The organism is Streptomyces lateritius (assembly GCF_014649715.1).
Lineage (GTDB): Bacteria > Actinomycetota > Actinomycetes > Streptomycetales > Streptomycetaceae > Streptomyces > Streptomyces lateritius.
Window position 1 is genome coordinate 257,718 of record NZ_BMTO01000003.1, and the last position, 14,102, is coordinate 271,819.

At 73.3% G+C, this 14,102-nt stretch carries 7 protein-coding genes; 5 read left to right on the top strand and 2 right to left on the bottom strand.

Annotation, left to right across the window (positions count from 1 at the left end; genetic code table 11):
* Both IE136_RS07595 and IE136_RS07600 read right to left on the bottom strand, forming a co-directional pair.
* Positions 1-417, bottom strand: a 417-nt coding sequence (locus tag IE136_RS07595) for a condensation domain-containing protein (RefSeq protein WP_229818693.1), incomplete at its 3' end; no start/stop codon positions are given.
* The gene (locus IE136_RS07600) at positions 414-8,354 is read right to left on the bottom strand and encodes a non-ribosomal peptide synthetase (RefSeq protein ID WP_189599891.1); all 7,941 of its coding nucleotides are present in this window, start codon (positions 8,352-8,354) and stop codon (positions 414-416) included. The genes IE136_RS07600 and IE136_RS07595, both read right to left, overlap by 4 nt.
* A gap of 131 nt (positions 8,355-8,485) precedes the next feature.
* On the opposite strand from IE136_RS07600, the gene IE136_RS07605 reads away from it, so the two are divergent.
* The 5 genes from IE136_RS07605 to IE136_RS07625 all read left to right on the top strand — a co-directional run bounded on the left by IE136_RS07605 (position 8,486) and on the right by IE136_RS07625 (position 14,066).
* Positions 8,486-9,898, top strand: a complete 1,413-nt coding sequence (locus tag IE136_RS07605; protein WP_189599892.1) for an MFS transporter — start codon at positions 8,486-8,488, stop codon at positions 9,896-9,898.
* 145 nt (positions 9,899-10,043) lie between these two features.
* Complete coding sequence (locus IE136_RS07610) at positions 10,044-10,997, top strand: FecCD family ABC transporter permease (RefSeq protein WP_162467846.1); 954 nt, start codon at positions 10,044-10,046, stop codon at positions 10,995-10,997.
* 3 nt (positions 10,998-11,000) lie between these two features.
* Positions 11,001-12,086 (top strand): FecCD family ABC transporter permease, encoded by a 1,086-nt coding sequence (locus IE136_RS07615; RefSeq protein WP_158992632.1) that lies wholly within the window; start codon positions 11,001-11,003, stop codon positions 12,084-12,086.
* Between the two features lie 2 nt (positions 12,087-12,088).
* Entirely contained in the window at positions 12,089-12,925 is an 837-nt protein-coding gene (locus tag IE136_RS07620; protein WP_189599893.1) for an ABC transporter ATP-binding protein, read from the top strand.
* Between the two features lie 94 nt (positions 12,926-13,019).
* Positions 13,020-14,066, top strand: coding sequence for an ABC transporter substrate-binding protein (locus IE136_RS07625; RefSeq protein ID WP_189599894.1), 1,047 nt, complete (start codon positions 13,020-13,022; stop codon positions 14,064-14,066).
* Positions 14,067-14,102 lie beyond the last annotated feature (36 nt).

Here is a 14,102-nt window from a genome sequence, read left to right on the forward strand (position 1 = left end):
TCGGTGAAGCTCGGGGGCCAGGCGCAGCAGGGCGAACCGGACGAGCGGCGGCTGCCCGAGGTCGAAGCCGCGCTTGCCGTCCCGGGCCGTGTGGCGCTCGGTCTCCCGCTCCCGCTGGATGGCGGGCAGCCCCGACAGATCGGTGAAGCTCCACGGCGCCTCCACCCGGGAGGGGATGAGCGCCGCGGCCTTGCCCTGCCGGTTGCGGCGGAACGCGGCCCGCAGGCCCGGGTGGCGGTCCAGCAGGGACTGGGCCGCGGCCCGCAGCCTCGGCTCGTCCAGCGGCCCGCGCAGTGTCAGGGTGAGCCGCCCCACGTACACGTCGTGGCCGTCGGTGTCGAGCTCCGCGCGGAACAGCAGCCCCTCTTGCAGGGGGGTCAGCGGGAGGATGTCCTCCAGCTTGGAGCGGGCGGTCACGAAAGCCTCCAGTCGGCTTCGAAGTCGTCGATCTCGTCCTGGCTGAGGGAGATCAGGGAGAGGTCGGAAGGCGTCCGGCCCCCCGCGTCGGGCCTGTCGGTGTGGGCGATCAGCGCAGCCAGGTAGGTGAGCCAGCCGTCGGCGAGCGACCGGACGACGTCCGCGTCCACGGCTTCGCCCGCGTACGACCAGGTGGCGCTCAGCCGCGCTCCTTCGGGGCCCCCCGCGACGTGCACGTCGATCTCCAGGGCATGGGCGAGGGGCAGGGCCGGGTCGACGCCGTGGAAGAGGCCGTCGTCCCCCGGCACCGGCTGCCACGGTTCCCCGACGCCGGCGGAGCCGAACCGCCCCAGGTAGTTGAAGCAGATCTCGGGGACGGGCAGCCCGGCGAGGCGGCCCTCGGTCTCCGGGTTGAGGTGACGCAGCGCCCCGAACCCGAGCCCGCCGTCCCTCACGGACCGCAGCCGCTCCTTGACCGCCTTCAGCGCCCGCCCCACGGCGGGGCCGCCGGCGCGGGCCTCGGCGAGGTCGACCGGCCCGGGATCGAGCCGCACCGGGTGGACGGTCGTGAACCAGCCCACGGTCCGGGCCAGATCGGTGCCGTCCGCGACGGACTCCTCACGGCCGTGCCCCTCCAACTGGACGCTCACCCCCGCGTCCGCGGCCGTACCGCCCGCAGGGGTGCGCCGGCGCTCGGCGACGGCGAGGGCCAGCGCCGTGAGCAGGACGTCCTCGACCCCGGCGTGGAAGGCCGCGGGCACCCGGGTCAGCAGCGCCTCGGTGTCCTGGGCACTCACGGACACGGCGTGCCCGCGCGAGGTCGCGGCGGTGTCCCGGGCCGGATCGAGGGGACGGCCCGCCACCCCCGTACCCCCGGCGCCCAGGGCCCGGGCCCAGTCGTCGGCCTGCCGGACGGTCTCCTCGCGCCGGGCGTACGCGCGCAGCAGCTCGCTCCAGGCCCGCGCCGACGTGCCGGCCGGTGGCGTCCGCTCCCCCCGCCACGCGGCGGCGAGGTCGGCGCACAGCACACGCCAGGAGACACCGTCGACCACCAGGTGGTGGATGACGAGGACCAGACGGCCGCTCACGTCCGAGGCGTCCGGCTCCCACCACACCGCCTGCACCATGACGCCGGCTTCGGGACGCAACCGGTCACGGGCAGCCGCCGCCTCCGTCTCCGCGTCCGCCTCCGGGGCGGCCTCGGCGCGTCGCAGCACGTCCCCGGCACGCACCGAGCCGGGCGGCGGTGCGTCCAGCTGCCACGTGCCGTCCGCCGCGCGCACCAGGCGGGACCGCAGCGCCGGATGGCGGTCGAACACCGTCTGGAGCACGGCGGTGAGCCGCTCGAACGTCAGCCCCGCCGGGGTGTGCACCGTCATGCCCTGGCTGTAGCCGTCGACGGACGCGGCGGGGGCCGCCGATCCGGCGAGCTCCCGCAGCCAGGCCATGATCGGTGTCTCCTGGACGAGCCCGACACCGTCGTCGGACGGGAGGTCCGGGCCGGCCTGCACCGGCTGTACGACGGTGGCCAGCGCGGCCGGTGTCTGGTGGCGGAAGACGTCGCGCGGGCCGAGCGCCCAGCCCGCCGCGCGGGCGCGGCCGACCAGCTGGAGGGAGATGATGCTGTCGCCGCCCAGCTCGAAGAAGTTGCCGTCGGCGTCCACCGTCTCCCGGCCGAGCAGGGTGGCGAACAGCTCGCAGAACAGCTTCTCCGCCTCGGTGACCGGCGCCCGTCCGCTGCCCTGTTCGGGCAGCTCGGGCGACGGCAGCGCGGCGCGGTCCAGTTTGCGGTTGGCCGACTGCGGCAGCCGTTCCATCGGCACCCACACCGCGGGGACCATGTGCTCGGGGAGCAGGGCGCTCGCATGGCCCCGCCAGACATCGGCGTCGGCCGGGTGGCCGGGCGCCGGCACGACATAGGCGACCAGTCGGCGCGAGCCGGGCAGGTCGTCGCGGACGATCACCGCGGCCTCGGCGACACTCCCGTGCCGGCCTAGGACGGCCTCGATCTCCCCCGGTTCGATGCGGAAGCCCCGGATCTTCACCTGGTGGTCGGCCCGGCCCAGGCACTCCAGCTCTCCGTCGGCGGTCCAGCGCGCCAGGTCGCCCGTGCGGTACATGCGGGACCCCGCCGGTCCGTACGGGTCCGCGGTGAAGCGCTCGGCGGTCAGGGCGGGCCGCCGGAGGTAACCCCGGGCGAGACCCGCGCCGGCGAGGTACAGCTCACCGGTCACACCCGGCGGCACCGGCCGGAGCCGCTCGTCCAGCACGTACGCCGTCGCGCCCCTGACGGGACGTCCGATGCGGGGCGTGCCCTCACCGGTGACACGGGCGACGACCGAGTCCACGGTGCACTCGGTCGGACCGTAGAAGTTGTACGCCGTCGTCGCCGGGTGGGCGCCGAGCTCCCGCCACAGGGAGTCCGGCATGGCGTCCGCGCCGGGGCCCAGCAGCGCGGGGCGGTGCCTGCCCTCCTCCAACAGGCCGTGATTGACGAGCTGCTGGAGATGCGCGGGGGTGAGGTCGAGATAGTCGATCCGCTCCTTCGCGACGTACGCGGCCACGGCCTCGGCGTCCGGGTAGCTGAGCTCGTCCAGGACGTGCAGCTCGTGCCCGCCCACCATGAGCAGCAGCGGGTCGAGCGAGGCGTCGAACGCGAACGAGGCGATGTGCCCCACCCGCAGCCTGCGACCGCCGACCTCCGGAACCTCGGGCGGGAACAGGGTCGAGGTGTGTGCGGAGAACAGGTTGGCCAGGTTCGCGTGGGTCACCACCACACCCTTGGGGCGCCCGGTGGACCCGGAGGTGTAGATGACGTACGCGGCGTCGCCGGGCCTGGCCTGCGTCAGGGGAGCGGGTGTCTCCGGCGCCTCGGCGTCCACGAACACCACCGGCGGCTCCGGCCTCTGCGGAAGGCCGCCCGCCAGCTCCCGCGTGGTGAGCAGGCAGACGGGTGCGGCGTCGTCCAGAATCTGCGCCAGCCGTTCCACCGGGTAGGAGGGGTCCAGCGGAAGGAACGCCGCGCCCGAGCGCAGGACGCCGAGCAGTGCGGCGACCATCTCGTGGCGGGGCAGGGCCAGCGCGACGAGCCGCTCCCGGCCCGCGCCCCGGGCGGCGACCACCTGGGCCATCCGCTCCACCCGGGCGTCGAGGCCGGCGTAGCTGATCCGCTCCACGGCACCGGATCCGGAGCCGAGGACCAGCGCGACCGCGTCCGGGGTGCTCCGGGCCTGCCGCGCGAACGCCTCGTGCAGCGGGGGCGCTTTTGGTGCGGGGACCGGGGGCGCCAGCAGCGTGTCCCTCTCGGCCTCCGTCAGCAGGTCGTGGTCACCGATCGGCAGGTCCGGCCGTGCGACCGCGGCGCCGAGCAGCCGTACCAGGCGATCGGTCAGCTCCTCGACCGTACCGGGGTCGAACAGGTCGGCGCTGTACTCGGCGAAGCCGCTGACCGCGGTCTGGTCGGCGTCCGGGTCGAACCGTTCGACGAAGGTCAGGCTCAGGTCGAACGTCGCCGTGCCGGTGGACACCACCTGCGGCCGGGACCGCAGGCCCTCGACGGGAAGACGCGACGCCGTGCCGCTCTGGTGCACGACCATCACCTGGAACAGCGGGTGACGAGCGGTGGAACGCGGCGGGTTGAGGATCTCCACCAGCCGCTCGAACGGCAGGTCCTGGTGCTCGAAGGCGGCCACGGCCGTGTCCCGGACCCGCCGCAGCAGGGTCTCGAACGACGGAGCGCCGGAGACGTCGTTGCGCAGGACGAGCGTGTTGACGAAGAAGCCGACGAGGTCGTCGAGCGCGTCCTCCCCGCGCCCCGCGACGGGCGTGCCGATCGGGACGTCGTCCCCGGCTCCGAGCCTGCTCAGCAGGGCCGCCACCGCCGCCTGGTACACCATGAACGGGGTGACGCCGAGCGTGGCCGCGAGCGACCGCACCTGAAGGGCGAGTGCGGGGCCGACGGTGAACCGGACCGTCCCGCCGCAGTTGGACGACTCGGCCGGACGGGGCCGGTCGGTGGGCAGCCGCAGCTCGTCGGGCGCGCCCCGAAGGGCCTCCTCCCAGAACGCGGCCTGCCGCGCGGTCAGGCTGCCCGGGTCACCGGCGTCACCGAGCAACCGCCGCTGCCAGACGGCGAAGTCGGCGTACCGCACGGGCAGCGGGGACCAGTCCGGTGCCCGGCCGTCCAGGCGCGCCCGGTAGGCGTCGGCCAGGTCGCGGACCAGGACCGGCAGTGACTGACCGTCCCCGGCGATGTGGTGCAGCAGGAGCAGCAGGACGTGCTCATCGGGAGCGATCTCGAACAGCACGACACGCAGCGGCGGTTCCTCCGCGAGGGCGAACACGTGCGCCGCCGCGGCGGCCAGCGCGGCCTCCACGTCGGCGGCGGTCGAGCGGCGCACCTCCAGTCGCGGGCCCCGCTCCGGTTCCAGGACGACCTGGCACGGTGATCCGTCCCGCTCGACGAAGACCGTACGCAGGATGTCGTGCCGTCCGGCGACGTCGGCGACGGCGTCGGCCAGGGCGGCGCTGTCCAGCGGCCCCTGGACACGGAGCGCGGTGGGGATGTTGTACGCCGGACCGGGCTCCTCCAAGCGGTGCAGCAGCCACAGCCGATGCTGCGCGAAAGACAGCGGCGCGCGATCGCCGGCCGTTCCGGCGGTGAGCTCCGGCCGGCCCGCGTGCCCGGCCCGGCCCTCGGCTTCCTCGAGTACGCGGGCCAGCGCGGCGGGCGTCGGGGCGTCGAACAGCGCGCGCAGGGCGGGGCGTACCCCGAACTCGGCCTGGACCCGCGTGATCAGCCGTGCGGCGAGCATCGAGTGGCCGCCGAGCAGGAAGAAGTCGTCGTCCGGTCCGACCGCCGGAAGGTCCAGCACGGCGGCGAACAGCCCGCACAGTCCGGCCTCCCGCGGGGTGGCGGGTGCCCGTCCGTCCGCGCGGGCGTACACCGGGGCGGGCAGGGCCCGGCGGTCCAGCTTGCCGTTGCCGGTCAGCGGCAGCCGCGCCAGTACGACGACGGCGGCGGGCACCATGTGCGCGGGCAGTGTGGACGCCAGCTCGTCGCGCAGCCGCCCGGTGTCCGGCGCGGCCGCTCCTTCGGCGGGCACCACGTAGGCGACCAGACGCGGGTCGCCCGGCTGGTCCTCGCGGGCGATGACGGCGGCCTGCGCGATCGCCGGGTCACGGCGCAGCAGTTGTTCGACCTCGCCGGGCTCGATCCGGAAGCCCCGGATCTTGACCTGGTGGTCGACCCGGCCCAGGTACTCCAGGACACCGTCCGCGGTCCAGCGGGCCAGGTCACCGGTCCGGTACATACGGCTGCCCGGCGCGCCGAACGGATCGGCGACGAACCGTTCCGAGGTCTGCCCCGGCCGGCCGAGGTAGCCGCGGGCGAGGCCGTCACCGGAGACGTACAGCTCTCCGGCTCCGCCCGGCGGCACCGGGCGGAGCCGGTCGTCCAGGAGCCGCACGGCGGTGTTGTGCACCGGGCCGCCGATCGGCACGACGGGCCCGGAACGGTCCGGTGAGCAGGTCCACAGGGTGGCGTCGACCGTGGTCTCGGTGGGGCCGTACGAGTTGAACATCCGGGTGGTGGCCGCCCAGCGCCGCATGAGCTCGGCGGGGCAGGCCTCACCGGCGACGATCAGTGTCGCTCCGGCGGGCAGCGACCGCTCGTCCGGCAGCGTGGCGAGCACGCCCGGAGGCAGTGTCAGATGGGTGATCGCGTGCCGGGCGCAGAACTCGGCGAGCGGCGGCCCGAGACGCTGTCCGGTGGGGACGATCGCGAGCGTCGCGCCGGTGAGCAGGCCCATGGTCCACTCCCACACCGAGGTGTCGAAGCTGAACGAGGCGAACTGGAGCACCGTGCTGCCCGGACCCGCGCCGAGCTCCTCCGTCATCGTGGAGACCAGGCTGGGAATGCCCTCGTGGGTGACCACGACGCCCTTGGGGCGGCCGGTGGATCCGGAGGTGTAGATCAGGTAGGCGGCGTGATTCGGCGTCGAGGGGAGGACTGGGACCCGCGTGGTACGAGTGGGACGCGTGTCGTCGTCGAGGAGGACGAGCGGCACGTCGCCCCGCGGGAGCCGGGCGGCGGACGAGGAGTCCGTCACCAGCAGGCCGGGCCGGGCGTCCTCCAGCATCAGCGCGACGCGGTCGGCCGGGTACTCCGGATCGACCGGCAGGTAGGCGGCGCCGGCCTTCATGACGGCGAGCGCGGCCACCAGGAAGTCGCCGGAGCGCGGGAGGGCCACGGCCACGACGCGTTCCGGTCCGGCACCCAGCGCCGCCAGTTCGCCGGCGAGCAGGTCGGAGCGCTCGTCCAGCTCGCCGTACGTCACCCGGTGCTCCCGCGCTCCCTCGGTCTCCCAGACCAGCGCGGTGGCCTCGGGGGCACGGCGCACCTGCTCCCGGAACAGCTCCGGGACGGTGGCGCGTTCCACCGGCCGCCGGTCGCTGCCCCAGGTCGTCAGGACCCGCTCGCGCTCGTCGGAGTCGAGCAGGTCCAGGTCGTCGAGGGACGTGTCCGGGGCGTCCAGCGCCGATTCCAGGAGCCGTTCGAACCGGCCGAGCAGGAACTCGACCGTGGGCTCCGCGTAGATGTCGCGGCGGTACGTGGTGTCGAGCGTCAGGGTGCCCGCGGCGTCCAGGACGGCGGAGACCGCCAGGTCGAACGCGGGGGAGTCGCCCGGTACCGGGCGCTCGGTCAGCCGTACTCCGGGCAGTTCGAACCCGTCCCAGACATCGCTGCGCAGGGAGAACATGACGTCGAAGAAGACCTGGTGTCCCGCCGAGCGCTCCGGGCGCAGCTCCTGGACCAGGGTGTCGAAGGGCACGGTCTGGTGCGCGTACGCACCGAGGCACACCTCTCGCACCTGCTGGAGGAACGACCGGAAGGTGGTCTCCGGGGTGGCACGGGTACGCAGCACCAGCGTGTTGCCGAAGTTGCCCACCAGCCGTTCCGCGCCGCCCTCCGTACGCAGGACGGCGGGCGAGCCGACGAGGACGTCAGGGGCGCCGGCGGCCCGGTGCAGCAGCGCGTTGAACGTCGCGAGCAGTGCCATGAAGGGGCTGACGCCCTCGGCCCGGCACAGCGCGTGCATCCGCTCGCGCAGCCGCGCGGGCAGCGTACGCACCACCCGGCCGCCTTCCTCGGCGCGGGCGGGGGAGCGGGGGAAATCCGTGGGCAGGGGGAGGGGGGCGGGCGGGTCCGCGAGCCGCTCGCGCCAGTAAGCGAGGTCCTCCGTGTTCCACGGCGGGCGCTGCCGCTCGCGCACGGCGAGGTCGGCGTACTGGACAGGCAGTTCGGGAAGAGTGCCGCCCCTGTAGGCGGCGGCGACCTCCCGCAGCAGGACCTGCCAGCTGCCGTCGTCCCAGGCGATGTGGTGGGCGACCAGCACGAGCACATGCTCGTCCGCGGCGAGCCGCAGGATCTCCAGCCGGACGGGCGTGTCCACGGACAGGTCGAAGGGGCGCCCCGCCAGCCGGGCCGCGGCATCGTCCACGGCCGCCTGCCGGTCCTCGGGCGCGATCGCCGTCAGATCGCTTGTGCCGATGGCCGGTTCGGCGTCCGGGGCGAAAGCCTGGACCGGCTCGCCGTCGTCGCCGGGGCGGTAGACGGTGCGCAGCACATGGTGGCGCTCGATCACGGTCCGCAGAGCCTGCCGCAGCCCCGGAACGGACAGCGCTCCGGAGAGGTGTACCGCCACACATATGTTGTAGGCGGTGCCGTGGGGCTCCAACTGTTGCAGCAGCCACATCCGGCGCTGCGCCGAGGAGAGCGGGGCCGGCCCCCCGGTCAGAGCCGGCGCTGTGTCTTGAGCGGTCTCGTCCTTGCCGGCCGGCTTCCGGGCGATGCCGCGGGCAGCCAGTTGACGACGCAACAGCTCTCGGCGTCGCTCGTTCGGGTCGTTGCTGCGGCCGATGTTCGCACCCGACAAGAAGGTTCACGTCCCCTCAAGGCCTGACTGATGGGCCGAACCATAACTTAGGATAGCCTTATCTTGCTATGGTGAGCCCGCTCGCCGGGCCGCCGCCCGGCGGACCGAGGCCCCGACGCGGAGGACCGGCGTTGCGCATCCGAGAACTCGCCCTGGACCTTTCCCCGTTGAGGGCGAGCGGCCCGCTCGGGCTGGTGCTGGCCACCCGCGTCCTCGCCCTCTTGTGCATAGGCCTGACCTCGGTCGGTGTGGTCGTGCAGGTCTACGAACGGACCGGCTCGTCGGCGCAGGTCGGCGCCGTCAGCCTGGTGTTGGGTACAGGGCTGCTGCTCGGCTTCCTGGTGGGCGGCGTGCTCTCCGACCGAAGGGATCGGAAGGGGCTCATCCTGCTCGGCAGCGGCTGGGCGGTCGTCACGTTCGCCGTCCTGTCGGTGAACGCGGCGGCCGACCGCCCGGCACTGTGGGTCGTCTACGTCTCAGGTGCCCTGTTCGGCTTCACGGAGGGGGTCGCGGAGACCGCGCTCACCGCCGTCGTGCCCACGCTCGTGAGCGAGGAGCACATCCCCGCCACCGGCGCCCTCGTGACGGTCACCACCACGCTGGGCTCGATCGCCGGTCCCATGCTGGGCGGCGTGCTGATCGCCGGCCCCGGACTCGCCGCCACGTTCGCGCTCGCCGCGGCCGGTACGGCGGTCACCACACTGCTGTTGACCCGTCTCGGGCCGATGCCGCCGACGGGCCCGGAAGTCGGAATCGCGACGGCCGAGACCGCCGGGACCATGTCCGGGGCGGGCAAGGCCGCCGTGCCCGTGCCCGAGGCCGCCGTGCCCGAGACCGTGGCGACCGAGACCGCCGTGACGCGGCCCGGCGTTCTCCGGTCGTTGCGCGAGGGATTCGCGTTCATCAGGGGCAGTCAGGTCGTCGCCGCCGTGCTCGTCGTGGACCTGTGCGCCGCCCTCTTCGCCACGCCGACCGCCCTCTATCCCCAGTTCGCCGAGGAACGCTTCGGCGGGGGAGCCGAGTTCGTCGGCCTGCTCACCACCGCACCGGTGATCGGCGCCGCGGTGGCCTCGCTCGCCTCGGGATGGACCGGCCGCGCGCGCCACCAGTGGCGGGTGCTGTGCGGGGCGGTCGCCGCATGGGGACTGGCCTGCCTCGGCTTCGGGCTCAGCCCTCTCCTCGGTTTCGGTCTGTTCTTCCTCGCGCTCGGCGGTGTCGCCGACACCGTCTCGGAGATCATGCGCCGCACCCTGTTGATGCGGCACACCCCGGACCCCCTCCAGGGGAGGGTGAGCAGCCTCTGGCTCGCCCAGGCCATGACCGCGCCCGCGCTCGGTGGTGTCCTGGCCGGACTGGCCGCTTCCGTCGTCGGCCCGGCCGCCACCGTCGCCGCCGGAGGCGCCGTCTGCGTCGGCACCCTGGCCCTGGTGGCGCTGCGCTACCGCGCTCTGTGGGCGGGCCGCGACGAGCCCGCTTCTCGACCGGACGGAGCGGCAGTTGACCCGGCGGTAGGGAGTAACAGTGACACAACGGCGCCTTCCTGAGCCTTGATTGTCAGTACTTAGGTATGGCTATCCTTTCCATGTGCTGTTCACCTCGCAGAGCCGATCCGCGGCGTCCGTTCGACCGCCCAAGCCGGCTCCGCGACGCACCCCTCCGCATCGTGTAGCCGTCCCGGCCTGCGTCGTCGTGCTCGTGCTGCTCTCTTTGACGTCCATAGCCCTGGGCACCAAGGCGATCGCGCCGGACCGCGTCATCGAACTGCTGTTGCGCCCGGACGGATCCGAGGAATCCGGAATCATCCATCAGATGCGGCTGCCCCGCACGGAGTTCGGCATCGTCGTCGGTGCCGCCCTGGGCATGGCGGGAGCCCTGATGCAGGGCCTGACCCGCAATCCGCTCGCCGACCCCGGTCTCCTCGGCATCAGTGCCGGTGCCTCCCTCGGTGTCGTCCTCACCACCGGACTGCTCGGCATCACCGCCGTACACGGCTCCGTGTGGTTCGCGTTCGCCGGAGCGCTGGCGGCGATGGCCCTGGTGTACGCACTCGGCAGCGCCGGCGGCGGCGGTGCCACGCCCGCCAAACTGGCCCTCGCAGGGGCCGCCGTCTCGGCCCTGCTCCAGTCCCTCGTGAGCGCCCTCCTGCTCTTCGACGCCGCCGCGCTCGGCGACTACCGCTTCTGGGCTGTCGGGTCGCTGACCGGACAGCCGGCCGCGATGCTCACCGACGTCCTCCCCTTCATCGCCGTGGGGGCGGCGCTGGCCGCCACCACCGCCCCGGCACTCAACAGCCTCGCCCTGGGCGAAGGCGTCGCCACCGCCCTGGGACAGAAGGTCGGCCTGGTGCGGCTGCGTGGCGGTGCGGCCGTCACCCTCCTCGCCGGCGGCGCGGTGGCACTGTGCGGGCCGATCGCCTTCGTCGGCCTGGTCATTCCCCACGTGGCCCGCTTCTTCACCGGTCCCGACCACCGCTGGATCCTGCTGTACTCGGCGTTGCTCGGCCCGAGTCTGCTGCTCGCCGCCGACATCGCCGGGCGTCTCGTCGCCCGGCCCGACGAGCTTCACGTCGGCATCGTCGTCGCGGCCGTCGGGGCGCCCTTCTTCATCATGCTGGTGCGCCGCCGCCGGATCCAGGAGCTGTGAGGCATGCCCGTCACCGACACCACGCACGGCGCTGCCGCCGTCCGCAGGGCGGGCGGGGCGGTGGTCCGGCTGCCCAGGACCAGGGCCTCCTGGATCCTCCGGCCGCGGAGCCTTCTTGTCAGCGTGCTGCTCGCCGCGGCGGTGACCGTCGCGTTCCTGGCGGAGCTCGCCTTCGGCGAAATGGATCTGCCTTTCCCGGAGGTGGCCCGCAGTCTCGTCGGCGGCGGCGACTCCGCGACCGCTCTGGTGGTCCACAGTCTGCGCCTGCCGCGCGCTCTCGTCGGGCTGCTCTGCGGCGCCGCCTTCGGCCTCGCGGGCGCCATCTTCCAGACCCTGACCCGTAATCCGCTGGCCAGCCCGGACATCATCGGCGTCTCCGCGGGCGCCAGTACGGCCGCGACCGCCGGAATGCTGATCGGCCTGGGGTCCGGCCTCGGCCTGCAGACCCTGGCGCTCATCGGAGGGCTCGGCGCGTCGGCGCTCATCTACGTCCTGGCCTGGAAGTCGGGCACCACCGGCTACCGCATCGTGCTCGTCGGCATCGGCATCGCCGCCCTGGGCGCGAGCGCGACCAGCTATCTGCTCCTCAAGGCCGGCATCTACCAGGCCCAACAGGCATTCATGTGGCTCACCGGCAGCCTCAACGCGCGTGACTGGGAACATGTCGGCCCGCTGGCCGTCGCCCTGGCCGTGCTGCTGCCGTGTGTGGTGCTGCTCGCGCCCTGGCTGGGCGGGCTGCAGTTCGGCGACGAGATCGCGAAGGTGCAGGGGCTGCCGGTGCAGACCGCGCGGATCGCCCTGCTCGCCGTGGGCGCCGGCCTGGTGTCGTTCGCCACGGCGGCGGCCGGACCGATCGCCTTCGTCGCCCTGATCGCACCCCAGATCGCCCTGCGCCTGGTGCGCGCACCGGGCCCCGCTCTGCTGCCGTCCGCGCTGGTCGGTTCCCTCGTGGTCCTCGCCGGGGACCTGGCGGGCCGCCGGCTTCTCTCCGGCATCGAACTTCCCGTGGGCGTCGTGACCGGTGTGTTCGGCGCCCCCTGCCTGCTCTGGCTGCTCGGCAGGTCCAACCGCACCGGCTCAGGAGGCTGACCGTGGAAGAACGACCGCAGGGGCTCACGGCCGAGGGTCTGAGCCTGGCGTACGACGGCCGCCGCGTGGTGAACGCCCTGGACGTGACGATCCCCGCCGGTCGGGTGACCGCGGTCGTCGGCGCGAACGCCTGCGGCAAGTCGACCCTGCTGCGCGGTCTCTCCCGGCTGCTCACGCCGCAGAAGGGCGCCGTCTACCTGGACGGCCGGCTCATCCACACCATGCGGGGCAAGGAGCTCGCTCGCAGGCTCGGCATGTTGCCCCAGTCCCCGGTGGCGCCGGACGGCATCACCGTACTCGACCTGGTCAAACGAGGACGCAGCCCGCACCAGTCCTGGTGGCGCCAGTGGTCGCCCGACGACGAACAGGCGGTGCACGGCGCCCTGGAGGCCACGGGCCTGCTGGAGCACGCCGAGCGCAGCGTGGACGAACTGTCCGGCGGTCAGCGCCAACGGGCCTGGATCGCCATGGCGTTGGCACAGGGCACGCCCGTCCTGCTGCTCGACGAGCCCACCAACCACCTCGACCTCGCGCACCAGATCGACATCCTGGATCTGGTGGTCGACCTCAACCGCGACCAGGGGCGGACCGTCGTCCTGGTGCTTCACGACCTCAACCACGCCTGCCGGTACGCCGATCACGTCATCGCCATGAAGGACGGCCGCATCGTCGCCCAGGGCGTTCCGGCCGAGGTGATCGACCGAGACCTCATCGAAGAGGTGTTCGGCCTGACCTGCACGGTGATAGAGGACCCGGCCGGGGGCGGCCCGCACATCATCCCCTTCGGCCGCCACCACGGCGGACGCACCGGACAGAAGCCGGCAGCCACGACCGTCTGAAACCGCCCGTCACGACCAGCAGCACCCCGACTCGCCACGCGCACGCACCGCTCATCTGCACGACACGCGGCGACAGCCGCCCGGAAGGACAGCCATGCCCCTTTTCCGAAGCACCCCCGCCATCGAGTCCGCCCAGGCGGCGCGGCTGGACCGCCGCCGTTTCCTCGCCCTGGGCGGGGCGGTGGCCGCGACGGGCCTGCTGGCCGCCTGCGGTGACTCCGACACGGGCAAGGGCTCCGACAAGGCGGCCACGGGCCCCTGGAGCTTCACCGACGACCGGGGCAAGAAGATCACCCTGAAGAAGCGCCCCGAGCGGATCGTGGCACAGTCGCACCCGGCCGCCGCGATGTGGGACTTCGGCATCCGGCCGGTGGGCATCTTCGGCCCGCAGAAGACCGCGGACGGCGGGACCAGCCCGCAGGTCGGCAACGTCGACCTGTCGAAGACCACCTCGGTCGGCACGAACTTCGGCGAGTTCCAGATGGAGAAGCTGATCTCCCTCAAGCCGGAACTGATCGTCACCATCGCCTACGGTCCGATGATCTGGTACATCCCCGAAGAGGTCATCAAGAAGGTCGAGGCGGTCGCCCCGATCGCCGTCATCCAGCTCATGGGTGTCGCCGTGCCGGACGCCGTCAAGCGCTTCGGCGAGCTGGCGGCGGCGCTCGGCGCCGATCCCGGGAGCGCCGAGATCCAGAAGGCCAAGCGTGACTTCGAGACGGCCGCGGCGGCGGTGACCACGGCCGCCAAGGCCAAGAAGGGCCTGTCCGTCGCGGTGGTCTCAGGCACCAAGGAGAACTTCTTCGTGGCCGACCCCGCCTTCCACGGCGACGTGAAGTACTTCCGGCAGCTCGGTCTCGACATCGTCAAGCCCGCCAAGCCCGAGGCCGGCTTCGAGTCGCTCAGCTGGGAGGAGGCCGGCCGCTACAAGGCGGACCTGGTCCTCGAGGACGCCCGCCCCGAGGGCGGCCTGACGCACCAGCAGCTGGGCGCCTACCCGACGTGGAAGGGCAGCCCGGCCGTCAAGGCGGGCCAGGTGACCGACTGGCAGACGGAGACGCCGTTCACGTACCAGCGCTTCACCAAGGTGCTGAACGACCTCGCCGGGGCCGTCACGAAGGCCCGCGTCGACGTCGTGTGACGCCGGCACGGAGCCCCCGCCGCGGTCGCGGCGGGG